The sequence below is a fragment of the Bradyrhizobium sp. CCGUVB1N3 genome (genome assembly GCF_024199925.1).
Lineage (GTDB): Bacteria > Pseudomonadota > Alphaproteobacteria > Rhizobiales > Xanthobacteraceae > Bradyrhizobium.
Map to the genome: position 1 here is coordinate 1847640 of NZ_JANADR010000001.1, position 25172 is coordinate 1872811.

General features: G+C 63.7%; 18 protein-coding genes. 9 read left to right on the top strand and 9 right to left on the bottom strand.

Features of this window, described 5'->3' with window-relative positions:
- Window positions 1-3: 3 nt before the first annotated feature.
- The 3 genes from NLM33_RS08760 to NLM33_RS08770 all read right to left on the bottom strand — a co-directional run bounded on the left by NLM33_RS08760 (window position 4) and on the right by NLM33_RS08770 (window position 6520).
- Window positions 4-1293 carry a cytochrome P450 gene (locus NLM33_RS08760; RefSeq protein WP_254095682.1) on the bottom strand — a complete coding sequence of 430 codons (1290 nt, stop codon included), beginning with the start codon at window positions 1291-1293 and terminating at the stop codon, window positions 4-6.
- Window positions 1290-4364: an adenylate/guanylate cyclase domain-containing protein gene (locus NLM33_RS08765; protein ID WP_371929923.1), complete on the bottom strand. Its 3075-nt coding sequence runs from the start codon at window positions 4362-4364 to the stop codon at window positions 1290-1292. Before NLM33_RS08765 ends, NLM33_RS08760 begins: the two co-directional genes overlap by 4 nt.
- A gap of 803 nt (window positions 4365-5167) precedes the next feature.
- Window positions 5168-6520: an Nramp family divalent metal transporter gene (locus NLM33_RS08770; RefSeq protein ID WP_254095684.1), complete on the bottom strand. Its 1353-nt coding sequence runs from the start codon at window positions 6518-6520 to the stop codon at window positions 5168-5170.
- Window positions 6521-6680: 160 nt separating this feature from the next.
- On the opposite strand from NLM33_RS08770, the gene NLM33_RS08775 reads away from it, so the two are divergent.
- Window positions 6681-7928, top strand: coding sequence for an MFS transporter (locus NLM33_RS08775; RefSeq protein ID WP_254095685.1), 1248 nt, complete (start codon window positions 6681-6683; stop codon window positions 7926-7928).
- Between the two features lie 30 nt (window positions 7929-7958).
- On the opposite strand, the gene NLM33_RS08780 is transcribed toward NLM33_RS08775, so the two are convergent.
- Window positions 7959-9419, bottom strand: coding sequence for a PLP-dependent aminotransferase family protein (locus tag NLM33_RS08780; protein ID WP_254095686.1), 1461 nt, complete (start codon window positions 9417-9419; stop codon window positions 7959-7961).
- 155 nt (window positions 9420-9574) lie between these two features.
- On the opposite strand from NLM33_RS08780, the gene NLM33_RS08785 reads away from it, so the two are divergent.
- On the top strand, window positions 9575-10138 hold the full coding sequence (locus NLM33_RS08785) for a pyridoxamine 5'-phosphate oxidase family protein (protein WP_254095687.1): 564 nt from the start codon (window positions 9575-9577) through the stop codon (window positions 10136-10138).
- On the opposite strand, the gene NLM33_RS08790 is transcribed toward NLM33_RS08785, so the two are convergent.
- On the bottom strand, window positions 10135-11394 hold the full coding sequence (locus tag NLM33_RS08790) for an adenylate/guanylate cyclase domain-containing protein (protein WP_254095688.1): 1260 nt from the start codon (window positions 11392-11394) through the stop codon (window positions 10135-10137). The genes NLM33_RS08785 and NLM33_RS08790 overlap by 4 nt on opposite strands.
- Window positions 11395-11576: 182 nt before the next feature.
- Between NLM33_RS08790 and NLM33_RS08795 the strand changes: the two genes are divergently transcribed.
- Together NLM33_RS08795 and NLM33_RS08800 are read left to right on the top strand one after the other, a co-directional pair.
- Window positions 11577-12734, top strand: a complete 1158-nt coding sequence (locus NLM33_RS08795) for an MFS transporter (RefSeq protein WP_254095689.1) — start codon at window positions 11577-11579, stop codon at window positions 12732-12734.
- 41 nt (window positions 12735-12775) lie between these two features.
- Window positions 12776-12967 (top strand): hypothetical protein, encoded by a 192-nt coding sequence (locus NLM33_RS08800; RefSeq protein WP_254095690.1) that lies wholly within the window; start codon window positions 12776-12778, stop codon window positions 12965-12967.
- Window positions 12968-12989: 22 nt separating this feature from the next.
- On the opposite strand, the gene NLM33_RS08805 is transcribed toward NLM33_RS08800, so the two are convergent.
- From NLM33_RS08805 to dmeF, 3 genes are all read right to left on the bottom strand, one after another.
- Window positions 12990-13868, bottom strand: coding sequence for a DMT family transporter (locus NLM33_RS08805; protein WP_254095691.1), 879 nt, complete (start codon window positions 13866-13868; stop codon window positions 12990-12992).
- A gap of 80 nt (window positions 13869-13948) precedes the next feature.
- Window positions 13949-14779 carry an N-acyl homoserine lactonase family protein gene (locus NLM33_RS08810; protein ID WP_254095692.1) on the bottom strand — a complete coding sequence of 277 codons (831 nt, stop codon included), beginning with the start codon at window positions 14777-14779 and terminating at the stop codon, window positions 13949-13951.
- Window positions 14780-14876: 97 nt separating this feature from the next.
- Window positions 14877-15842, bottom strand: coding sequence for a CDF family Co(II)/Ni(II) efflux transporter DmeF (gene dmeF, locus NLM33_RS08815; RefSeq protein WP_254095693.1), 966 nt, complete (start codon window positions 15840-15842; stop codon window positions 14877-14879).
- Window positions 15843-16044: 202 nt separating this feature from the next.
- Between dmeF and NLM33_RS08820 the strand changes: the two genes are divergently transcribed.
- The 4 genes from NLM33_RS08820 (at window position 16045) to NLM33_RS08835 (ending at window position 23335) form a co-directional block, all read left to right on the top strand.
- Complete coding sequence (locus NLM33_RS08820; RefSeq protein ID WP_254095694.1) at window positions 16045-16863, top strand: chromate resistance protein ChrB domain-containing protein; 819 nt, start codon at window positions 16045-16047, stop codon at window positions 16861-16863.
- Window positions 16863-18248 carry a chromate efflux transporter gene (chrA, locus tag NLM33_RS08825; RefSeq protein ID WP_254095695.1) on the top strand — a complete coding sequence of 462 codons (1386 nt, stop codon included), beginning with the start codon at window positions 16863-16865 and terminating at the stop codon, window positions 18246-18248. The genes NLM33_RS08820 and chrA overlap by 1 nt, the downstream gene beginning before the upstream one ends.
- A gap of 291 nt (window positions 18249-18539) precedes the next feature.
- A complete protein-coding gene (locus NLM33_RS08830) occupies window positions 18540-21899 on the top strand; it encodes an adenylate/guanylate cyclase domain-containing protein (protein ID WP_254095696.1) in 3360 nt (1119 codons plus the stop codon).
- A 254-nt stretch (window positions 21900-22153) separates the two neighbouring features.
- Window positions 22154-23335 (top strand): patatin-like phospholipase family protein, encoded by a 1182-nt coding sequence (locus NLM33_RS08835; RefSeq protein WP_254095697.1) that lies wholly within the window; start codon window positions 22154-22156, stop codon window positions 23333-23335.
- A 190-nt stretch (window positions 23336-23525) separates the two neighbouring features.
- Here the strand turns inward: NLM33_RS08835 and NLM33_RS08840 are convergent, their stop codons facing one another.
- Window positions 23526-23951 (bottom strand): hypothetical protein, encoded by a 426-nt coding sequence (locus NLM33_RS08840; protein WP_254095698.1) that lies wholly within the window; start codon window positions 23949-23951, stop codon window positions 23526-23528.
- A 227-nt stretch (window positions 23952-24178) separates the two neighbouring features.
- Between NLM33_RS08840 and NLM33_RS08845 the strand changes: the two genes are divergently transcribed.
- Window positions 24179-24985: a hypothetical protein gene (locus NLM33_RS08845; RefSeq protein ID WP_254095699.1), complete on the top strand. Its 807-nt coding sequence runs from the start codon at window positions 24179-24181 to the stop codon at window positions 24983-24985.
- The last annotated feature ends 187 nt before the right edge of the window (window positions 24986-25172 follow it).

Genomic DNA, 25172 nt, shown 5'->3' on the forward strand with positions numbered 1-25172 from the left:
TGCTTACTGGATACGCATGCGCATGCACGCCATCAGCGGCCCGTCGTACACGATGGCCTTGCCTTGATCGCGCGCCAGTTGCAGCCCGGGCAAGGTCAGCAAGCCGATCAGCGCGCTCGTCAGGATTTCGACCGCGTAGTCCCTGGCAGGACATTGGCGGTAGCCATATCCGAACATGAGATATCGCAAGGCATGTTCGTTGCCCCAATTGCGATGCGGACAAAATTTGCCGCTGTCGGGAACCGCGCGTGAATCGAACAGGGCTGCGATCCCAAAGAGCGATATCTTCCCGCCGCCTGGACATTTGGCATTGTGTTGCGCGCCGGTCTCGACTTCGGTATCCCGCGGCACATCGCGCGCGAGGAGCGGAAAGATCGGACGGAAACGCATCAGCTCGAGCACATGGTCGCGCACGACGCTGCGGAAATTGGCGTCGGTCCAGACGGACGCGCCAAGACTTTTGGCCTGCGATCGTAGCTGTTCGTAGACCTTTGGCCGTCCCAGGAGCTCCTGCACGGCAAGGGCTCCGGACTGCACCGTGACCGGATGCGAGATCCATGCAAGCCCAACGGCATTTCGTTCAATGTCCGCAGTGGAGCTTGTGACACCCCACGCTGTGCCGATGAGGCCGGTCACGCGATCGATCCGCGCCTGTAGCGCATCCCCGCAGGTTTCCGCCCGCCGCCGAACCCCTAATGTCGCCAAGCTGCCAGCCAGGAGCTGCCCCGCGACATATCGGATTTCCAGGAGGTACTGTCGTTGCAGGCCCTGATTGACATTGCCTTGCGCGGCCGCGGCCGGGGCCGCCGAGCCCGCAACCACGGCGCCCGTTGCCGTTCCGAACAAGGGCCTCATGGCATGAAACACGACCCACATCAGGTAATCATCGATCAGATCGAAAGCGCCCGCTCCGGGCTGGCTCAGAGTATTGATCCGTCGCTTGGCCTCAGCATCAGAGTCGACAGGAACGTTCAGAGCGGCCAACCGCTGATGGACCAGGTCCCTGTCGGAATCGTAGGTGGGACCTGGATCCATGCCGATCAGATAGGTCCCGGAGACCATGTTGGCCTCATGCGCCGTGTTGGAGAAGCTTCGCGTCCTGGTCAGGACACCTTTGACGGCGCTGGCGCGGGCCACCATGCCGAACAGGCCGCCCACCGAGGGCCAGCGCCTAAGCACAGCGCCGAACACACGCAGGACGATGATGTGACGATTGAGCCAGCAAAAGGCGCCATAGGAGAAGTTGCGGGCTCCCGGCGACAAGGCATCGGGTTCATACATCGAGAGTTTCATGCTGGGTGCCAATCCTCTTGTCGCGTTGCAAGCGCTGCAGCGGCCCGCCTCTGGTAGTAGGCCATGCCGAGACGACGCGCCGCCTCGGAGGTCTGTGCGAAACATGCTTTGGCCGCAGGCTCGTCGCCCGCGCGCCGCAGCGTCACGGCCAGTTCGTAAAGGGCTTCCGTCCGGTGCCCGCTCTGTTCGCCCGCCTGGTCGACTGCCTTGCGTCCGGTGCTGATCGCATCGTCCAGCCGTCCGAGAGCGCGATAGGCAATACCGAGACCGACGCGCATGAACGTCCTGCCGTAAGGATTGGCCGCGTCGTAGATGCGGTCTGCGAAGCCCTTTTCCAGTACCGCGACTGCTTCGGAGGCCTTGCCATTGCGCGCAAGTGCAATGCCGAGCACCCCGCAGCAAGCCGCCAGCGTGGTCGGCACCTTGTGCGTGATGCATTGCTGCACGGCCTTGCGCATCAAGGCCTCCGCACTGTCGAGTTCCTCCTCCTCGACCCAGATTTGTGCCTGGACCGTGTCGACTATCAGACGCGAATACGGATGATCGACCTTGGACAAAATCTCATAGGCGCGAGCGCAGACCTCGTGCCCGGCTTCGCAATCACCGAGGCGCCATAGCGTGCTGGCATGGAATGCGTACAGGTTGATGATGGGGATGACAGCCCATCCGGGTTGGACGTAGTGCTCAGCCAACTCGGGCGCGTAGTCGGCCAGCAGGACGCGGCCTTCCGCGGCCGCCTCCGAATACCGCCCGAGAGCGTGAAAGTGCAGGAGGCGCGCCTGACGCGCCGCCATCGCCATGTGGCGACGCTGGGCAAGGCGGGCCGCTTCCAGGCCATGCGTGGCATGCCGCAGCCCCTGTTCGAAGCGTCCGCGCATCCACAGAAACACCGCCGTCTGCGTCGAAACCGATGCGCGCGCGGGCTGGTCGTTCAGCTGCGCGGCAAGCGCTTCCGCGCGTTCCATGTTGTTGAAGATCTCGTCGATGTGTCCGAGCGCCATCATGGCGCCGATGGCTTCCAGCCGGAGCGCAAGTTCAACGCCCTGCGCACTCCGCGTGCCGCCGGCGCGGCGAGCCGCTTCAATGCCCATTTCGAACAGTTGCAGGGCTTCCTGATTGGCCGAGCGCGAGATGGCTCGCGCCATCGACTTCACGGCGTATCTTGCCGCATGCTCCCATTCCTCGCCCTTGAAGGCGTGATGCGCCAGAGCTGGAGCGGCATCGGCGTCCTCGGCACCCGGCTGTGACTGCAAGGCGAGGAAAGCGAGCCGATGCAGCGCCTTGAGGCGGGCGCGGATTAGCGTTCCGAGCACGACGTCCCGGACCAGTGCATGACGGAACACGAAAGCGTGCTGCTCCAGCGAACGACCCGTAGGATCGGGGCTCGTCAGCAAGCCGGACGAGACGCAAAGACCAAGCAACTCCTCGGTCCGCGCGAGGTCTTCGTCCTGCATGGCGGCAATCAGCTCCCGCGTGATGGGATCACCGAGAACGCTCGCCGCCTCCAGGGCCGACTTCGCGGCATCAGGCAGCCTGTCGACCCGCGCGCCGATCACGGCGGCGATGGAGCCCGGGACCCGCAACTCCCCGAGGGGGCGCTGCAAACGGTAGGCACCCGGAGTTCCCTCGAGTGATCCGTCATCGATCAGCGTGATGACCAGTTGCTCCATGAAGAAGGGATTGCCGTCGGCGCGACGAACCAGCTCGCTGGTCACCCCAAGCACCGAAGGATCATCGCCGAGCAAGGCTCGAGCGAGGGCGAGCATCTCGCCGTCCCGCAGGGGCTCGACCAGGTACTCGGCGAACCACGTCGTCTGTGCCCATTGATGCTCGAAATCCGGACGGTAGCTGACACAGACCAGGACCTGCAGACCCTGGAGCCTGGGCAACAAGGCCTCGAACAGCCGCCGGCTGTCGCGATCGGCCAGGAACACATCCTCAAGCACGAGCACGAACGGGCCCGCCCGGACGCGCTGGCGAACGAGCCACAGCAGCGCCTCGCCGATACGGCGCCGCCTTTGCGCCGGATTGAGCGCCAGCCAAGCTTCGTTCGGCGCAGCGAACCCGAGCAGATCGCTCAAAGCCGGGAGGTGGTCGGCGCCCTCTGCCGGCCATTTCGCGAGCAAGGCCTGCACGGCGGTCTGCTTGACGTCGGTCACGCTCGTGCGAGGCAACTCCAGTAGACTTGCGACCAAATCGGCCGCGGTGCTGTAGGCTCTCGTGCTCGCATAGCCCCTCGCCTGCGCGACGCACAGGTTCACACCGTGGCCTGCGAGAGCGGCTGTCCAATCACCGATCAGGCGGGATTTTCCGATGCCGGCATCGCCGCGCAGGCCAATCGTCCGCATGGCGCCTGTCCTGGCGGTTTCGAACTCCCCCGCCAGAATCTGCAACAACTCCCGGCGCCCGATAAGCGGTGCCCAGCGTTGCTTTCGCGTCAACGGGGCGGCCGCCGAGCTTTCGGTCTCGACCACGACGTCGTGAAGTTCGATCGGGGCGGCCAATCCGCGTACGGGCTTTATCCCGACCGGCCGTGTGTCGATCTGCTGTGCGACCAGGCGCTGCGTCGCCGCGCTGATCAAGATGCCGCCCGGAGGCGCCAGCTTCTCCAGCCGCGACGCGATGTGGATCGTCTGGCCGTCCGCACCGTAGTGCGACCACTGGTACTGTCCGACGATACCCACCAGGACCTCGCCGGAGTTGATGCCGATGCGCAGCATCGGGCAGGCGACGCCTTGCGCGTCGTGGCCGGGAATGGTTGCCCTCTGCATCTTCAGAGCGGCCATGCAGGCCCGCAAGGCGTGATCTTCCTGCGCCAGAGGCGCGCCGAACAATGCAACGAGGCCGTCTCCCAGCAATTGGCTGACGGTGCCTCCAAAGGTTTCGACCGCGTCGGCAAGCAGATCGAGCGTCCTGCCGAGATAGTTCCGGGATTCCTCGGGGTCGGCGTGCTGCAACAATGAGGTCGAGTCGCAGACGTCGACGAACAGCACGCTCACCTGCTTGTTTTCGGTCAGCAGTTGCGCCCGCGAGTTGGGATGTTGCGAAGCGGATCGCGCCTCGCGCTCCACTGCGCCTGAGGTTGAGGGCCCGGAAGACTTGTCGGCGGCACGGTTGAGACCGGCGCCGCATTGCGAGCAGAATCGGTGCTCAAGTTCAACTCGGGCTGAGCAAGCAGGACACTTGGTCACGGCACTCGCACTCATCAATGGCTTCAACGAATAAACCGACGCTCATCCGCATGATCATCGTCTTAAGGACGTGAACCTGCGCGCAAACAGAGTGGCGGGAAGCCTGATCAACGTGGCGAAAAGTCTTCCCGCCGGTAACAATCAAGACGCCGATATGCGCTTCGCGCGGCATATCAATTCTAGGCAGGTGCCAATTCTGAAATGCCGGCACCTCATGCAAACGAATAAACTTGTGTCCTGCCCTTCGAGACGCGAGGCCAACCTTGCCCCTAACAGGAGCCGGCCGGATCAAACCATTGGATTTGAACCAAAGGATCTAAACCAAAGGTCCTGCGCGGATCGAAGTCGCGCGTTGCCGACGAACGTGTCTGATGAAAGCGCGGTCGACGCGCTCATCTCAGCGCATCATTCCGCGGCGGGTGAAAACCATTTTGAAAAAACCAACGCCATTATGTGCCCCTATCAAAAATTGAATTCATTATACGCGCCTAGCCAAAATTGAAAAGGACGAATCCGTAAAAGCCCGGGGCCCCAGGCGCCAAGCCGTGAGCGAGGCTCGATTATTCCGTCAAACGGCCGAATGCGGTCTGGTTTTTGCGCCTTTTGAGGGCTCTTTCGAGCAGGGACGACGGTATCCCGGGATTTTCGCGCCGACTGATCTCTGGGAAGGCTGCCCCCAGCCCTCACCCGAACAGCGTATCGACCAGCAACTTCAGGTTGAGTATCACGATGACGCCGGCGACGATCCATGCGGCCGCGGCGACGCTGCGGGAAATCGCGAACTTGCCCATCTTGCGTCGGTCGGAGACGAAGCGCACCAGCGGAATGACCGCGAAGGGAAGCTGCATGGACAGCACGACCTGGCTGAACACCAGGAGCTGCCCAGTGCCCTGCTCGCCGTAGAGTGCGGTGACGACGATCACCGGAATGATCGCAATGCCGCGCGTGAGCAGCCGACGCGCCCAGCTCGGCAGGCGCAAGTCGAGAAAGCCTTCCATCACGACCTGGCCGGCGAGCGTCGCGGTCACCGTGGAGTTGAGGCCGGAGGCGAGCAGCGCCACCGCGAACAGGGTCGAGGCGATGCCGAGGCCAAGCAGCGGCGACAGCAGCTCGAAGGCCTGGCTGATCTCGGCGACGTCGGAATGACCGCTCTTGTGGAAGGTCGCGGCCGCGACCACCAGGATCGCGGCGTTGATGAAGAGCGCCAGCATCAGCGCCACCGTGGAGTCGGTCGTCGCCCATGTGATCGCCTCGCGCCGACCTTCGTCGGTCCGCTCATAGGCGCGGGTCTGCACGATCGAGGAGTGCAGATAGAGATTATGCGGCATCACGGTGGCACCGATGATGCCGATCGCGATGTAGAGCATCTCGGGATTGGTGAAGATCTCCGTCCGCGGCGCAAATCCGTGGATCACCTCCGCCACCGGTGGCGCCGCGGCAGCGATCTGGATCGCGAAGCAAACCGCGATCACGACAAGCAACGCGATGACGAAGGCTTCCAGGAAGCGGAAGCCGCGGTTCATCAGGATGAGCAGCAGGAAGGCGTCGAGCGCGGCAATCAGCGCACCGCCGATCAGGGGAATGCCGAACAGCAATTTGAGCGCGATCGCCGTGCCGATGACCTCGGCAAGATCGCAGGCGATGATCGCGGCCTCGCAGGCGAGCCACAAGAGCCAGTTCACCGCCGGCGGGTAGGTCGCGCGGCAGGCCTGCGCGAGATCGCGATCGGTGGCAATGCCGAGCCTTGCTGCGAGCGACTGGAGCAGGATCGCCATCAGGTTCGAAAGCAGGATGACCGAGAGCAGCGTGTAACCAAATTTCGCCCCGCCGGCGAGGTCGGTCGCCCAGTTGCCGGGATCCATGTAGCCGACCGAGACGAGATAGCCTGGGCCGACAAAGGCGAGCAGCCGGCGCCACCACGCCGCAGCCGCGGGGATCGCGACCGTGCCGTTGACCTCGGCCAGGCTCTTGGTGGCGGGAGCGTCAGTGCGCCAGGCGGCTGCGTCGGGGGTCAGGTCGGGTGATCGGGCATCCATGGGACAGGAGAATACCGAACTCGGCTCTTATTGCAACTCATTTGCAACTGCATCTAGCCGTATTGGTTCCCGGGCCGACCGGTCTTGTCGGGAAGCGGGTGGGTTTGGCGGTCCTGCGGGGCGAATACTGGCCTCCAGATCGACTTTCAGGGAATGACCGATGTCAACGACCCCTCGCCTCCCGGACACGTTCAACCGCCTCGCCTGGTCCAATCTTGCGGCGCAATCGGCGGAACAGATCGCGCTCGCTGCCGCCCCCATCGTCGCGGTGCTGACGCTGGGCGTCGCCGAAGGCCAGACCGGCCTGCTCCAGACCGCCCTCACCCTGCCATTCGTGCTGTTTGCGATTCCGGCCGGCCTGCTCGCCGACCGCATCTCGCGACGCGCGCTGATGGCGGGTGCCGAGGCGCTCCGGGCCGCGGCGCTTGCAGCCGTCGTGGTCCTGATTGCGCTCGGCGCGCTCAACCTGCCGCTGCTCGCAGCGCTCGGCTTTGCCGCGGTCTGCGGCACGGTCGTCTACAGCGTCGCGGCGCCGGCGCTGGTGCCCTCGCTGGTGCAGGCGGACGCCTTGCCCGCGGCGAATGCGCGGATCGAGCTCGCCCGTACCATCGCCTTTGCCTCCGGCCCTGCGCTCGGCGGCGCGCTGGTCGGCTGGCTTGGCGCCAGCCCCGCCTTCGGCTTCGCCGCCGTACTTTCGGCGATCGCCGTCGTGCTGCTCGCCGGCCTCTACGAGCCCGCGCGCGTACCGGCGCCGCGACGGCACCCGCTCCATGAGATCCGCGAAGGCGCTGCCTTCGTCTTCCATCACCCGCTGCTGCGGCCGGTGTTCGTCACCCAGTTCATCTTCAACACAGGCTGGTTCCTCCAGCTTGCAGTGTTCGTGCCCTACGCGGTGCGCCATCTCGGCCTGTCCGCGACCGGCGTCGGCGTGGTGCTGGCGATGTATGGCGTCGGCACGGTGATCGGCGCGCTGGTCGCGACGCGGGTGATGCGGCGCCTCGCCTTCGGCACGGTGGTCGGGCTTGGGCCGGTAACTGGATTCGTTGCAGCCCTGGTGATGGCGCTGACGGTACTGGTGTCTGCGGCGTGGCTGGCGGCGTTGAGCTTCTTCCTGCTCGGCCTCGGCCCGATCCTCTGGGTGATCTCGACCACGACGCTGCGCCAATCGGTGACGCCGCCGCGCCTGCTCGGCCGCGTCTCCGCAATCAACATCATGAGCTACGGCGCACGCCCGCTCGGCTCGGCGCTGGGAGCGATCGTCGGCGGCTTTTATGGCGCGGAGACGTGCCTCTATCTCGCAGCCGCGATCTTCGCGGTCCAGGCACTGGTGATCTGGCTCTCGCCGGCGGTGGCGCTGGACCGGCAGCCGGAGATGGTTCCGGACGGTGCCGTGCCGCGCGCTTGCTGATCGGGCCCGGGCGGACGACGGTCACCTCGTCTAGCGATCAAAGGCCCGGGCCAAACGCGCTATCGCCGGCGCAATGATCTGGCGCGGATAACCGCTGAAGCCCAGCATCAGCGCCGATTGCGCCGGCGCCTCAAGATACAGGCGGCTCATCGCGCGAACGACGACACCTTGCTCGCGTGCCCGCCGTTCGATCATCACGTCCGACAGTTCCGGTCGCATGTAGGCGACCAGATGCATCCCCTGGTCCGGTGGTTCGACGCTCAGGTGATCGCTCAGCCGGCGCTTTAGAGCCGCGACGAGCGTATCCCGTTGAAGACGGTAGATCTCCCGCATTCGGCGAATGTGAGCCGCAAAATGCCCCTCCTCCATGAAGGCGGCGACGACCGCTTGGCAGAGGCTCGACGGCTGACGGTCCATCAGATAGCGCGCGGTAACGAAGTTCCGAACCAGTGAATGCGGCACCACGGCGTAGCCGAGCCGAAGTCCCGGGAAGAGCGCCTTGTTGAGAGTTCCGACGTAAATGACGCGCCCGGCTTCGTCGAGGCCCTGGAGCGAAGCGAGTGGCCGGCCGCCATATCGGAATTCGCTGGCGTAGTCGTCCTCGATGATCCAGGCGCCCGACTCTCGGGCCCAGCCAAGCAGTTCGAGGCGGCGTGCCATCGACAGGGGCACGCCGCTGGGAAACTGATGCGAGGCCGTTATGAACACCGCACACGCTTTGGGCGCGCGACGGATGCCCTCGGCGACGTTCATGCCGTGCTGGTCAACCGGGATGGGGCAAACCTTCGCGCCCGCCGCGACGAGGGCAAGACGGGTCAAGGTGTAGCCGGGGTCTTCGGTCCAGGCCTCCTTGTCCGGCCCCGGCATGATGCGGGCCACGATGTCCACGGCCTGTTGCGTGCCGGCAGTGAGCACGATCTGGTCGGGCTCGCAGCGCAGCCCGCGCGCAGCCTGAAGATAATCGCAGAGCGACCTGCGCAGCTCCGGCAAGCCGCGCGGATCGCCATAGCCGAGATGATGCCGCTCAAATGACCGCAGCGTGCGAGCGGTGAGCTTGCGCCACAACTCGGCGCTACGTGCGTCCAGCAGGGTCCGGCCCAGGTTGAAGGGACGCTCATCGTCTCGCGCCGTCACGTCGACGAAATCGCCGAGCTCTGCGAAGGTGGCGACGGCTGCTTCAGCTCGCACCTTGCGGCCCTGAAAGGCCGCGAAAGGTTCAGGAAGATCGAAGGCAACGTAGGTCCCTGCGCCTCTCTTGCCGACGGCATAGCCCTCGGCAAGAAGCTGCTCGAAAGCCGAGACGACTGCGGAGCGCGAAACACCGAGTTGCGTTGCGAGTTCGCGCGTCGAGGGCAGCTTGGTCGCGCGACGGAGCGTTCCCGACAGGATCGCCGATCGCAGCCGCAGGTAAATCTGGCGGAACACCGGCGCATCCGCCGCGCGATCCACCTCGAACGCATAAAGCTCTGCCCAGCTTTGCCGGCTCTTCACGTGTCCTCCCCAACAAAGTGAGCTGTACGTCGGGACACGTGGTATGCCTCAACGAGCCAAAGTGGACCTTTCCATAAGACCACTGACATCCTATCCTATTTCGGATAACGAGCAAATTCCCGTTCATTCGAACGACCGTACGGAGCGTCCCAACCATGAGCTCACCGCAGATCCGTCGCGCAGACCGCGCCATGTCGCACGAGCGGATGCTGGAGATGCTTGCACAAGGTTATAGTGGCCATCTCGCGACAGTAAGCGAGGACGGCTTCCCCTATTGCATCCCGCTGCTCTATCTCTGGATCGACGGAGAGGTGTATCTGCACACAACAGGTGCCAGAGGACATCTGCGCGCGAACATCGAGCGGGACCGGCGCGTCTGCTTCGAGATCGATGAGCACGACGGTGTCTTCGACTATGGCCGGTTTGAATGCGATTCCGGTCTCGCCTATCGAAGCATATGCCTGTCCGGCCGTATCAGGATCGTGGACGACAGGGACATCAAGCAGCGGTTCTGCGAGGCGTTGATGGTCAAATACGGCAAGCCGGAAACAACGCGACCCAAGGGATTCTTTCCGCGGCTCGATCTCATCACCGTCTATGCGATCGCCATCGAGCGCATGACCGGCAAGGAGACTTCGATGCCGCCGCTTTCCGAACAATGGCCCGCCATGGATCGGACGAAAACACCGAATGCCTCATTGCCCGCGGACGGCCCCTAACCCGCCAGGTACCGTTCGTAGCTGCCCGTCACCGGCTCGTTCGTGTCGACGTCCGGGTCGAGCGTATAGAGATCCTGCGCGCGGCCGATGCCACGCAGTGCGTAGCGGCCGGTCGAGACGAGATAGCGGCGGCCCGCCGCATCGAGCCCCGCATAAAACTCGGCGGATGCGAGCAGCTCGCGATCGACCGAGCGGCTCATCGAGGCGATCCGACTGACCTCGTTGACCGTGGGCCCGACCACTGTGAAATCGAGCCGGTCCTCGCTGCCGATATTGCCGTAGAAGACCTCCCCGACATGCAAGCCGATATAGGCCGAGGTGGTCGGGCGGCCGTCGGCGGCCCGCTTCGCATTCAGCACCACGATGTTCTTGCGGAACAGATGCTCGGCCCGCAGCGCCGCGCGACGCGCCGCCGCCATGTCCTCGCCGGTGAACATCGCGAGCACGCCGTCGCCGATCAGCTTCAGCACGTCGCCGCCGGCGTCGTGGATCGCATCGATCACGGCCTGCGCGTAGTCGTTGAGGAACGGAATGATCTCGTCGGGCCCGATGCTCTCGCTGATCCCGGTCGAGCCGCGCAAGTCCGAATACCAGAGCACTGCGTTGATGCGCTCGGTGACACCGCGCGAGATGCGCCCGCGCAGCACCTGCTCGGAAGCATCACGGCCGAGATAGACGCGCCCGAGCGTGCGCACGATATCGACCTGCTGGGCGGATTTGATCGTGAGCCCCAGCACCGGCACGAGATCGCGCAGCGCTGCGAGCTCGCCCTCGGCAAAGCCTTCGGGCCGCCGCGTCGTCCAGCAGGAATAAAGACAGTCCATCTGGCCGAGCGCGCCGCTCTCGCCGAAGCGATGCACGAAGGCGAGGAAATGCCGGTGGCCTTTTTCCGCGAGCTCGCCAATCTGCGAAAAGTCGAGCGTGGCGACGTCCGCGAGATCGATCTGCATCTCGTCTTCGCCGTGCTCGAGCAGATGGTAGAACACGGAGCGACGCCAGTTCTTGGCCGGATCGCCCTGCGCCGTCGATCCATACTCGATGACGTCGCTCTCATTGCTCGGCACGTCGCTCCAGCGGAACGCGCGCCCCTCATAGATCGGGTGCAGCGTGTCGATGACGACGAGCCCGCGCGACAGCGCGATCCCCTCGGCGCGGCAGCGTTCGCAGAAGCCGCGGAGCATCTCTATCTCAGGCAGTCCGGTGAGCCCCTGGACGGTCAGCCAGTTGATCAGCGCGAGGCGGGGGGTCAATTCCATAGGCCATTATAGCCGTACCTTCGTGACGGACGAAAGGCGAACCTGACTGCGCGCAGCATCCCGCATGCCGCAGATCGAATATGCCGTGGGCGATGTTGACGTCACCCGCGCCAGGGAGGCAAAAGCCAATTGATGTTTCCGATGCGCTCGACGACCAGAAACGCCAAGATCAACGCAAGCACATGAGCCAGCGACAGCTTCCGATCATTCTGGCGCTCGGCACCACACAGACGCTGGCCTGGGCTTCGAGCTATTACCTGCCGGCGATCCTCGCCGATCCGATCGGGCGCGATCTCGGCGTCTCCTCCAACTGGATCTTTGGCGCCTTCTCCGCCTCGCTGGTGATCTCGGCCATGCTCGGCCCGCGCATCGGGCGGCAGATCGATCTCGTCGGCGGACGGCAGGTGCTCTCGGCCTCGAACCTGACGATTGCAGGCGGCCTCGTGCTGCTCGGCTTCTCCTATTCCGTCCCGGTGATGGCGATCGCCTGGCTCGTGCTCGGCATCGGCATGGCGCTCGGACTCTATGACGCTGCCTTCGCCACGCTCGGGCGCATCTACGGCACCGAGGCCCGCGGCTCGATCACGGGCATCACGCTGATGGCGGGATTTGCCTCGACCGTCGGCTGGCCGCTGACGGCCTGGGGGCTTGCGCATATCGGCTGGCGCGACACCTGCTTTGCCTGGGCGGCCGGCCACATCCTGATCGGCCTGCCGCTCAACCTCCTGATGCTGCCGAAGGTGAAGGGCGCCAAGGAGGCGGCGACGACGGCCGTCAAGCCGCATATCCCGCTCGACCGCACCATGATCCTTCTGGCTTTCGTCTTCGCCGCGGCCTGGACGGTCACCGGCGCGATGGCGGTGCACTTCCCGCGTATCCTCGAAGCCACCGGCGCGACACCCGTCGAGGCCATTGCCGCGGGCGCCTTGATCGGGCCGGCACAAGTCGGCGCGCGGGTTCTCGAGGCGAGCTTTCTGAGCCGCTTTCATCCGCTGTGGTCGACGCGGATCGCCTGCATCACCCATCCGATCGGGGCGCTCGTGATCGCCATCTTCGGCGCCGCCGGCGCGAGCGCCTTTGCGCTTCTCCACGGTTCGGGCAACGGCGTTCTGACCATCGCGCGCGGAACGCTGCCGCTCGCGATCTTCGGGCCGAAGAATTACGGCTACCGGCTCGGCATCATCGGCGCGCCGGCGCGGATGGCGCAGGCCATTGCCCCGCTCGCCTTCGGCCTTTTGATCGACGTCTTGGGCAGCAAGGTCCTGATCGTGTCCTCGGCACTGAGCCTCACAGCACTCGCGGCACTGTTCCTGATCCACCCCAAGCGCCGGCCTTCTTGAGGCCCCTTCCCTTCGCGGCTGCTTTCGCGCAAAAGCAGGGCATGACCGACGACACCGAGCCATCAGGCACATTCAAGCGTCTCGCACGATGGGCGACCACGCCGCCACAGGCCTATGGCGTCTATCTCGCCGCCGTCGTGCTGGTGTTCCTGCTCTCGTTCTACGCGGGCAGCCTGAAGCCGACGAAGGCGCCTGAAGGCGGGCCGCCGCCCGTGGCGGCGCCCAAGAGCTGATCAAGAGCTGATCAAGCGCTGATCAGGCTGGCTTCGCCCCGCTGGTGGCGATCCAGATGCCGGCAAACACCGCCACAAGGCCGACCAGGAGATTGGGGGTGACCGGCTCGCCGATCAGGAGCGCCGCGAGCGCTGCCGCGGCGATGGGATTGACCGTCATGGTGTTGGCAACGCGCGTCGGCGTCGCAAGCGCGAGCGCCTTGACCCAGAGAATGAAGGCAAGCGCACCGCCGCCGACGCCGAGATAGACCCCCGCGACCCATTGCGCGGTCGTGAAGTGATCGAGCGCCGCGAAGCTTCCGCGCACAACGCCGACCAGCACCAGCGCAATCGCCCCGGCTCCCATGCCGACCGTCAAAAAGCCGAGCGCGCTCGAGCGCTGCATCAGCGGCCGTGACAACACGTTGTAGAAGGCCATGCAGAAGACGGCCGCGGCCATGATCAGCTCGCCACGCCAGGCTCCGGGCGGACTTTGCGCCAGGCCCGTCGCGAGCGCGGCCACGACGCCGAGCACGGCAATGCCGACGCCGAGCGCCTTGCGTGCCGTCAGACGCTCGACGCCGAGGAGCGCGCCGACCACCATGGTGTGAAGCGGCAGCGTCGCGAGCGCGAGGCTCGCCCGCGCCGCGGTCGTATAAGAGATCGCGATATTGTAGAGGATGAAGAACAGGCCGAAGAAGCTGAGGCCGAGCAGCAGCACGGCCGGCAGGTCACGCCGCGACGGCCACCGCACGCGCAACAGCAGCGCAACCGGCAGCAGGCAGGCGAACCCGATCCCCCAGCGCAGGATCGCCAGCAGGATCGGATCAGCGCCACCGACAAGATAGCGCGTGATCGCCGCCGCGGTGCCGCCGATGCTGCTGGACAGAAGCGCGATCGCAACGCCCGCCCATTCGCCCAAAGCCGCCTCCTTCGCGAAGCCAGCTGGACGAACTAGCACCCCCCTGCTGACAGCATCGTGGCAGCAGCCCCGCCAATACGTCAGTCGTAAGACTCCGGCGCCATCTTCAGGGTATCGCGCTGCGCCTTGTCGTGGTTGATCCAGAGCTGCGCCTTCTCCTTCGCAAGCACATCGGCGATCTTCTGCATCGAGGCGACAGTCTGCTCCTTGCTGACGTTCATGCCGGGTACCACGCGGTTGTCCCAGTTGCTTTTGAAGTGGACCGCATCGCCCGACAGCACCACCGCGCCGGTTTTCGGCAATTTCACCAGCAGCGACTGGTGTCCCGGCGTGTGGCCGGGCGTTGCGAGAATGGTCAGGCTGCCGTCGCCGAACAGGTCCTTGTCGCCATCGAGCAGCACGACGGGATGCGACGGCTTGAAGCGCGGCTCGTTGTTGGGACCGGGCCATTCATATTCAGCCTTCTGAACATGAAGGACGGCCTGCGGAAACATCTCGACATTGCCGGTGTGGTCGGGATGGGTGTGCGAGACCGCCATCCACTTGATGTCGCTCGGCTTGAGGCCGAGCTGCTCGAGTTGCGCGAGAAGCGTCTTCGGCCGGCGCCAGACCGTCGCCTTCGGGTCGGAGGGAACGAGGCCATTGGGCATCGATGCAACCGCATCCGGGACACCGGTATCCCAGAGGAACCAGCCCTGGCTGTGCTTGATCAGGTAGCAGCTATCGACGAAGTCCATCGGCTTGCCTTCGTTCATGCCCGGCGTCCAGCGCGACACGTCGCTGGTGGCACCCTCCCCGCAATTGAGGATGTAGAGCCTTTCGACACCGGACTTTTCGGACTGGGCCGAGGCGGATTGGGTAAGCAAGGCGAACGCGATTGCAACAAGAGCGAAGCTGATCCGGGGCATCATTCTAGTTCCTCATTTTCGGAAGCGACGCCGGCGACGCAATCCGTGATCGCTGACGAAACCCCGACCACGCCCGGGAATTCCCGTCGGCCCCAACACGTCAATGTGGGCAGGTTTCCACCTCGACGGTGATATGGCTGAGCCCCTTCAGCCCCGCGAGCCGCTTCTTGTAGACGGCGGGCTGCTTGGGCTTGTCGGAGACGAGCGAGACCAGCACGGCGCAGTGGCCGGGGCCGACCTGCCAGAGATGCAGGTCGGTGACGCGGTCCTCGCCCACCTCCATGCGGGCGCGGATGACCCTTTCCAGCTTCTCGTCGGCCCGGACGTCGAGCAGCACCGCGCCCGAGGCCTTGATCAGGCCGAACGCCCAGCTCGCGATCACCACGCTGCCGATCAGCCCGACGGCCGGATCGGCCCACACCCATCCCGAATACATGGCGACGACGAGCGCCCCGATCGCCAGCACCGAGGTCGCCGCATCCGCCATGACGTGGATGTAGGCGGCGCGCAAATTGTTGTCGTGATGATGGTGGTGATGATCGTGGTCGTGATCGTCGTCGTCATGCGCATGCGCGTGGCCATGGTCATGGCCGTGATGGTGATGATCATGGCTGTCGCGGAGCAGCCAGGCGCTGACGAGATTGACGCAGAGGCCGAGCACCGCCACCGCGATCGCCTCGCCATAGACGATCGGCACCGGGGAGATCAGGCGCAGCACGCTCTCATAGGCGATCTGGACGGCGATCAGCCCCAGGATGATCGCGCTGGAAAAGGCGGCGAGATCGCCGAACTTGCCGGTGCCGAACGTAAAATGCGCGTTGCCAAGGTGCTGGCGCGCGAAGCGATAGGCGAACGCCGCGATCCCGAGCGCCGCCGCATGCGTTCCCATGTGCCAACCGTCGGCGAGCAGTGCCATCGAGCCGAACAGCGAGCCGGCGACGATCTCGCCGACCATCATGATGAGCGTCAGCGCCACTACGAACCAGGTACGCCGCTCGTTCTCGTCATGCTTGTCGCCGAGGAACGCGTGCTCGTGCGTCCATTGCTCGAGGGAATGTGAGTGCATCGGGCATATCTCCGAGAAGGAATCCGTTTGCCGGGAATATAGGCCGCGGCAGCAGAACTTTCTAAGGCTGATTGCCGGCCAAACCCACGATTGACAGGCACTCGCAGTTTCGCTGTAATGCGGCTCATGGGGATTTGAGCGATCTCCCCACGAGGCGACATGCCCAAGTATCGCGTCCCGTCATTCTTTACGAGGACGCATCATGTCTACTTTCACGACGATATCTTCTGACAAATTGGCGCGGCTGATCGGCACGGCCAATGCCCCCGCCCTCATCGACGTCCGGACCGACGAGGACTATGCCGCCGACCGGCGGCTGATCCCCGGCTCCATCAAGCTCAGCCACGACAGGGTTCCGGATTGGGGAGCCGACTTCGCCGGCCGCTCCGCAATCGTTTCCTGCCTGCGCGGCGAAAAGCTCGCACAGGGCACCGCGGCCTGGCTCCGGCGACTTGGCGTGCAGGCCGAAACGCTCGAAGGCGGTTTCGAGGGGTGGAAGGCGGCGAAGCTGCCCCTTGTCGACACCAGCAAGCTGCCGAAGCGGGATGCCAAAGGCCGCACGGTCTGGGTGACGCGGGCACGGCCGAAGGTCGACCGCATCGCCTGCCCCTGGCTGATCCGCCGCTTCGTCGATCCCAATGCGGTGTTCCTCTACGTGGTGCCCTCGGAGGTCGTCGGCGTCGGCGAGCGCTTCAATGCCGCGCCCTTCGACATCGAGAACGTGTTCTGGAGCCACCGCGGACCGCTCTGCACCTTCGACGTCATGGTCGAGGAGTTCGGGCTTTCGACCCCGCCCTTGCAGCGGCTCGCAACCCTGGTGCGCGGCGCCGACACCGCGCGGCCCGATCTTGCTCCGGAGGCCCCGGGCCTGCTCGCGGCTTCGCTAGGCCTGTCGCGAATGTATGATGACGACCTCGCGCAGCTCGAGGCCGGCATGCTGCTCTACGACGCCTTCTACCGCTGGTGCCGCGACGCCACCACCGAGACTCACAACTGGCCGACCAACAAAGTGAAGGCGTGATGGACACCCGCAACGTCGAAGCAGGAGCTGATGCCGGTCACGGCATCAGCTTCAACGAAGCCTTTCGCGTCTGGCTCCGGGTCGCCGTGCTCAGCTTCGGCGGCCCCGCCGGCCAGATCGCGGTCATGCACCGCATCCTGGTCGAGGAGAAAAACTGGATCTCCGAAGGCCGTTTCCTGCATGCGCTGAACTACTGCATGCTGCTGCCAGGACCGGAGGCGCAGCAGCTTGCGACCTACATCGGCTGGCTGATGCATCGGACGGCCGGCGGGTTGATGGCGGGCGGGCTGTTCATCCTGCCCGGCATCATCGCCATCATGGGCCTCAGCTACATCTATGCTGCCTTCGGCAATGTCAGCTTCGTCGAGGCGCTGTTCTTCGGCCTGAAGGCCGCCGTGCTCGCCATCGTCGTCGAAGCCGTGGTGCGCGTCGGCAAGCGCGCGCTGAAGAACCGTGTCATGATCGCGCTTGCGGCCGCAGCCTTCGTCGCGATCTTCTTCTTCGCTATCCCCTTCCCGATCATCATCATCGCCGCCGGCGTGATCGGCTATGTCGGCGCAAGAAGCGGCCGTCCGGAATTCGCGCCCGCGGCCCACGGCCATGACAGCAACACCGCTTTGATCGACAGCATGCTCGGTGAGGCCGTGCCCGATCATGTCCGCCCCAACACAGCGCGCGCAATCCGCGTCGGCGCGCTGTGGCTCGCGCTCTGGCTGGTCCCGGTGATCGCGCTGCTCGCGGCGTTCGGAGAGGCCAACGTGTTCAGCCAGATCGCGCTGTTCTTCTCCAAGATGGCGCTGGTCACCTTCGGTGGCGCCTATGCGGTGCTCGCCTATGTCGCCCAGCAGGCGGTGGAGCATTATCACTGGCTCAGCGCGCGCGAGATGCTGGATGGGCTCGGCATGGCCGAGACCACGCCCGGCCCCCTGATCATGGTGCTGCAATTCGTGGGCTTCATGGCCGCCTTCCGCGATCCAACGGGACTGTCGCCGATGCTTGCCGGCACGCTCGGAGGCCTGCTAGCGACCTGGGTGACCTTCACGCCCTGCTTCCTGTGGATCTTCTTAGGCGCCCCCTATGTCGAGCTCCTGCGCGGCAACAAAGGCCTCGCCGGCGCGCTCGGCGCGATCACCGCCGCCGTCGTCGGTGTGATCCTCAACCTCTCGATCTGGTTCGCGCTGCACACGCTGTTCCGCGAGACCGCTCCGGTGCATGCATTTCCGCTGTCCTTCGACATGCCGGTGCTGGCAAGCGTCGATATCCCGGCGCTGGTGCTCTCGATCGCGGCGGCAACCGCGATCTTCCGCTTCAAGCTCGGCATGCTGACCGTACTGGCGGGATCGTGTGCGGCGGGCGTGGCGTTGCGGCTGGCGGGAGTGATCTAGGAGCCAAGAGATACTTGGCGCTCACGGCTTCGAAGTGCCGGCACGGTGCTCGCCCATATCCGAAATTCCATTTGCTGCGATGCATGACACTTGAATTGCACAGCGGGCGCCGTGCACGACTTCGGGCTGTCGGCGCCGTCGGCCCCTGTGCGATCGGCCCCAGACCGACTGATCTGCTTCGCATGCGTTTCTAACGTGCTACAATTCCTACGTGAGCCATAGGTTTGCCAAGAACTGGGTTTGCCAAGAACTGGGTTTGCCAAGACTGGGTTTGCCAAGACTGGGTCTGCCATGACTGGTATCGCAGAGTGGCTAGCATCGATCGGCTTGGGAGAGTACGCTCCGCGCTTCAGCGAGAATGCCATTGACGTCTCGGTCCTGCGCGATCTCACGGAGCAGGATCTCAAGGATCTCGGCGTCTTGCTTGGACATCGCCGCAAGATGTTGCGAGCGATCGCAGAACTTGCGGCGGACGTTCCTCGACCCCTCCCGACCGGCCTCCAACCGGCATCGCGAGACGGCGCCGAGCGGCGTCAACTTACGATCATGTTTTGCGATCTGGTGGGGTCGTCGGCACTTTCGGCCCGCCTGGATCCGGAGGACTTGCGGGCGGTAATCGGCACCTATCACGCCTGCATCGCAGCGGTTGTCGCCCAGAAGGAGGGCATCATCGCGCGGTATATGGGGGATGGCGTGCTCGCTTATTTTGGCTATCCCCAGGCGCACGAGGACGATGCCGAGCAGGCGATACGCGCGGGGATGGCGTTGGTCGATGCCGTAGCTAACCTTCAAACGGATGTCGGTATCGGGCTGCAGGTGCGCGTTGGCATCGCGACCGGCATGGTGGTCGTGGGCGATTTGATCGGCGAAGGCGCCGCCAAGGAGCAGGCGGTCATTGGCGAGACGCCGAACTTGGCGGCTCGCCTGCAGGCGTTCGCCGAGCCCGGTGCGGTGCTGATTTCAGAGAGTACCCACCAGCTCAGCGACGGGCATTTCGAATTCCGAAATCTCGGCCCTGTCGCGCTCAAAGGATGGGCGGATCCCATACCAGCCTGGCGGGTACTAGGGGCAACCGGAGTCGAAAGCCGCTTTGAGGCGCAGCACAAGGCCAGATTGACCCCACTCATCGGCCGGGACGAGGAGATGGAGCTGCTGTTGCGCCGCTGGCAGCATTCCGCGCGGGGCGAAGGCTGTGCGGTGGTTCTAACCGGAGAGCCAGGTATCGGCAAATCGCACATTGCCTTGGCGCTTCAACAGCGGCTCGAGGCCGAACCGCACATTACGGTGCGGCAATTCTGCTCGGCGCACCACACCAATAGTGCGCTCTATCCATTGATCGCCCAACTCGAACGGGCTGCCCGGTTCGAGCGAAGTGACTCCCCGGCGGAGAAGTTCACCAAGCTTGAGACCCTGCTCCTGCGGTCCGGCGCTGACGCCGAGCGTGTGGTACCACCTCTGGCCAACCTTTTGTCGCTACCAACCAGCGACCGCTATGACGTGCCAGAACTGACCCCGCAGAAGCGCAAGGAAATGATATTGGCGGCGTTCCTGGCTCAGCTCGAGGGCTTGGCAGCGCGACAGCCCGTATTCGTCATCTTCGAGGATGTCCATTGGGCGGACCCGACCTCACTGGAGCTGCTCACGATCACATTGGAACGGCTGCCACGGCTTCGAGTGCTACTGCTCATAACCGCAAGACGAGAGTTCAAGCCGCCGTGGCCCGGTCATGCGCATGTTACGACGATCTCGCTCACGCGGCTGAGCCGGCGGGACGGAGTGGCGTTGATCGAACGGGTCACGGCCGGCAAGACGCTCCCGCAGGAGGTGCTGGACCAAATCCTCGCTCGCACGGACGGCGTGCCACTGTTCGTCGAGGAATTGACCAAGACAGTCCTCGAAACCGGACTTTTGCAAGAACGGGAAGATCACTATGTCCTGAACCGCCCGTTACCATCGATGGCGATTCCGACGACATTGCACGCATCGCTGATGGCGAGGCTCGACCGATTGGCACCGGTTAGGGAAGTGGCTCAGATCGGCGCAGTCGTGGGGCGCGAGTTCTCTTTCGAACTGTTGAGCACAGTCGTCGGGCTGCCAAAGGAGAGACTCGAGGAGGCGCTTGCCCAGTTGGTTCGGTCGGAGCTGATATTTTGCCGGGGCGAAGTGCCCCAAGCGGTCTATACTTTCAAGCACGCCCTCGTGCGAGACGCCGCTTATTCTGGACTTCTAAGGAGTCGACGTACCGGACTGCATGCCACGATCGCGGACGCGTTCGAGCAACGCTTCCCGGAAATCGTCGAAGCGCAACCCGAAACTCTTGCCCACCATCTCACCGAAGCCGGACTGATCGAAAAGGCCACAGGCTATTGGCTACAGGCCAGCAAAAAGGCTGCCATGCGCTCCGCCAATCTCGAAGCCATCGCACACGCGCAGCGAGGCGTCGAAGCCCTGCGTCATTTGCCCGACGGCGCAGCGAAGGACGGGCTGGAGCTTGATTTTCACCTCGTTCTGGGGCCGTGCCTGATCGCTACCCAAGGGCCAGCATCGAACAGATCGATGGCGACCTTCGCTCGCGCTCGCGAGCTGTGCGAGCGCCTCGGAGATCCCCCCGAGCACCTCCAGGTCTTGTTCTGGTTGACCACCGCGAGAGTCATTCGTGGCGAATTGCCGCTGGCCCAGGAAATGATCGCGGCTTTGCTTGAGCTCATCGAAGCGCGCGGTGAACGACCGGCATTGCTCAATGCGATGCGCGGACAAGCTATGATACGTCTTTTCATGGGGCATGCCAGCGCGGCCCGAGAATTGCTGCAACGCGCTTTCGAGGCATTCAATGCAAGCAGCGAAGAACAACAATGGGCGGCGCGCGCGGCTGGCCAGGATGCTGGAGTGGCTGACCTCGCCTTGATGTCGTGGTCCCTCTGGCTGCTCGGCCATGCGGATACGGCGATCACGCGAATAAATGCCGCCGTTCAGAGGGCCAACGCCATCGATCATCCGCATTCTCAAGCTTATGCCTACTATTATGCGTCCATTCTTCACGCTCTCCGCGGCGAGTTCTCGAATGCACATGGGTTTGCCGAGCGCTGTCTCGCCCTGTCGGAAGAACACGGGTTCCAGCAGTGGCGCGGCTTGGCGCGCGCCATTCGTGGCATATGCGTCACCCTGCTCAGCCCTTCGCCCAGCGTGATCGAGGAAGTACGGAGCGCGTTCGATGAATATCGTGGAGCGGGGTATCAACTCGGTATCACGGCGCTTTACGTCCTCTTGTGCCCGGCGTTGTTGTTCGGCCACAGGTACGACGCTGCGCTGGATTTGATTGAGCTGGGACTCGCCACCGTAAACCGAAATTGCGAGAAAATATTCGAGGCCGAATTGTATCGACTGAAAGCGCAGGTGCTGATCGTCCGCGACGCGGCAGCCGCCAGGGCGGACGCACAGTCTCTGCTTGAAACGGCATTGAGCACAGCAAGGAGCCAGGACGTCAAGGCACTCGAACTTCGAACTGCAAAGGACCTTGCTGCGCTGTGGAGCGATCAGGGAAGGCACGAGGAAGCGCTGGCTCTCCTGACGCCCATTTACGCCTGGTTCACCGAGGGCTTCGACACCCAGGACCTGAAGGAGGCAAAGGCTTTGCTCGACCTGCAACGGTGACTCGGCATCGACAGCGTTTCCAACGAATCCTTGCGACAGACTGCACAATCGGATCGAACGCGGCGGATCAACCGGCCACTGTTTCCATCCCCGCCTCGGCATCGGACGGAGATTATCTCCACCGACTATGAAATGCTTCACATTGGGTTGCAGGGCTGCATGCTATGCAACCGGCTCAAAAGGCGCACGTGCCTTTCCCCAACACAATGCTTTTGGAGCAGATTCAAGCGACCTTGCTTGAGAGGGGGAGTCCGATGAAGAGAGCAATTACGCTTGGTGGCGGCGGGCCGGCAGCTGGGTTGCACATCGGCATTCTGGAAGCTCTTCAGTGCCATCCAGAGATCAAGTTTGATGTGTGGTCATTGTCCTGCATCGGTGCGTGGGTAGGCATAGTCTATAATCAGTTCGAGGGACCGAACAAAGCCTGGCTCACATATCAATTCTTCAAGGATCACGTGTTTCGCGATGACGAAAGCTATGAACGCTTTCCCATAAACTCCGTGTTCGGAACGGACTGGTTCGGCAACACAAAAGCCTTGATGGACTTCGTATTTGACATCCGGAATTATGACAAGGTGTGGTTGCCGGGCAGAATGGTGAAGGCAGTGGGAGAGACCATGACGATGCTCTCCGACCCTGGGCAGAAATGGGATAGAGGAGATATCAACGGCTGGGTTTTGAACCAGGCGTTGGCGCCCAATCCCTTCGTCCGCTATCTGACGTCGCTAATGTATTTGTCCAGCGTCAATGGCCTGTCCAAGATCAACTACCCGGACAGCAAATTCATGAGAAGCATAAATTTCGGAAGGCTGATTCAAGGCGACATGCCGCTCATCTTTCACAACGCATTTGACCTTCACAGCCGGGAATTGGTGTTTTTCGACAACAACCGAATGCAACGCAATCGTGCCAGAGGGACCATCAGCGCATCTTCTCTATGCGCGTGTTCGGCCCTTCCATTCATCGAAGAAACCGTAGAGATAGGTGGGGTTACATATTGCGAAGGGGCGCTGGTTGACACGGTCAACTTCCAGACACTGCTCGAAGAACACGATGATCCAAATGAGCTGGATGAAATATGGGTGTGCAGGATTGTCGACAGGAAGCAAATCCAAAAGCCTGGCAACCTTCACGATTCCCTCGCAAATCTCTGCCAGCTATTCGCCGCGACCGTCGGCGAAGATGACGTGAAGCTGTTCAGGTACCACGTCAAGTATGACCCTCCCGCCAATGGAAAGAGATGGACGGGTACGGTCGTTGAGATCCACGTGCCGCACCACATCGATTTCAAATGGAACCACAGCAATCTGGATGCCGGCCGAGATCATGGGAGGAAAGCGGCAGCGAAGGCGATCCAGGCGTACAAGCGCGCAGGTGAGAGGTGCGCAAAGGACAATCCAGAAGTACGGTTCATAAATGAGATGCCTTCGCGATGAAGGATGCCCGACCGAGGCCAAGATCGGGCACGGACTTTCACAAATCGTCCCGGTTAAGCGGCGCGATGGGTTGCGACTCCCGCCGGTAGTCCGAGGATTTCGTCCCTCGCCGCAATCCCGCAGCAAATGACGGCACCCGCAGAGCAACGACGATGGGGATAAAGGCGCGCGTGCCGTGCGCCAAGTCCGATCATGTCGGCGCGATGGCGATATAGGGAATGCAGGCCACGACAACGGCAAGCTGGATCGCATTGCCCAGCATGCCACCCCAGTGCAGCCGCCGGAGTCGGCGCGCCGCCTCCATGTCGCCTGCATCGCCGTCACTGATCCGGGCATCCATCTGCCGCAGGAACCAGCGGCGCGAGGACACGGCGAGAGCCGTGATCAAGCCGACGCCCAAGGCCAGGACCGGGCGGCCGTCCACGGCGACGGCAATCGTGCCGACGGCGCCGGCAACGGCCAATGTCAGGAAATAGCCGTTGAACATGGCGCGCAACAGCAGGGCGACAGGTCGGACGTCCAGCTTCACCAGCAGAAAGGCCGGCGCCGCCAGCAGCAGGTAAAACATCGGAAGCAGCAGGATGATCGTGGCGAACAGGGCGACGTTGTCTGGCATCATCCGAACACCCCCCCTTTTCTGTGCCGGGCAAGGGCTTTCCGGCAGCGCAGTATCGGCCTCGACCTGTCACCGGCACCATTGGGCTTTGGTCGGATGCAATATCGAATGGCTTGTGTGCAGCCGTCGGCCCCGGTCTGCTCTGCTCCGGCTGCCGCTTTCGTCTCGCCCGGACTCCTCCGCTCCGGTGAAAGACGCTAAGGTGCGTTGGAGGGAGAATCTGCGCCGTGGAATCGCTTCCGGATCAGAAGGCCAGGCCGCGTCGACGACCGGTCATCGTTCTCGTGCTCCTGTCCCTCCTCCTGATCGCTTGCTTCGTCGCCATGTATTACGCCGGCGATCTGTCGAAGTATCAGGCTGTCGTTTCCGCCGAGGAGACCCGCGCCGCCTTGCGCGACGTGACCGATGCCGACCAGCTCGATCAGGTCATCAAGCTGCATCCTTCCAACAAGCTGCTCAGGCTGCTTGCGCTCGCAAACAGCGACGCCATGGAAATCGATGCCGCCATGAGAAAGCTGCTGGGCGAGGTCGAGCCGAAACCGCTGCCAAAACTCGGCGATCTCGGCGCGTCCAGCCGCGGTGACCTTGAGGCGTTGCGCCGCGATCTCAAGACCGCGGAAAGCAATGCGGCAAGTTTGGCACCTCGTTACGCCGAGGTGATCAAGACCACGCGTGACAGGATCGAAAACGACGCGCGCTCGCTGAACCTCGGGGATAAGCGGCTCTCGGGTTTCATGGCGCGGATCGACGAGCAGCATGCGGCATGGACCGCGCTCACCGCCAAGGCGCTCGCCTCGCGCGCTGACTACTTCAATGCCTTCGACAAATGTGTGGCGCTTTTGGTCCGCGAGCTCGGGGTCTACAAGGTCGCGAACGGTCAGTTCATCTTTCCCTTCCAGTCCACGGCCGACAGCTACAATCGCGCCGCGACTGCCATGACTGCTGCGGCCACACGCGCTGCCGAACTCGACGACGAAAGCAAGGGCCTGCGACCGTCACAGCTCGCCAAATGGAAGGCATTCGTCGACGGTTAGCGCCTGAAGGCCTCGCTCGCGGGGTGGCGGATTTGTCCCCCTGATTTGCCCGACGTGTCAATCTGTCCAGCATCGCCCTGGCACGCTGCCGGCGACTGGCGCGCTACTTTGCATGGGGTTGTTTTCGGGATTTTGGATGGGGGGCGCTGCGGCCGTATCCCACCACCGCCTTTGCAAGACCGGATCG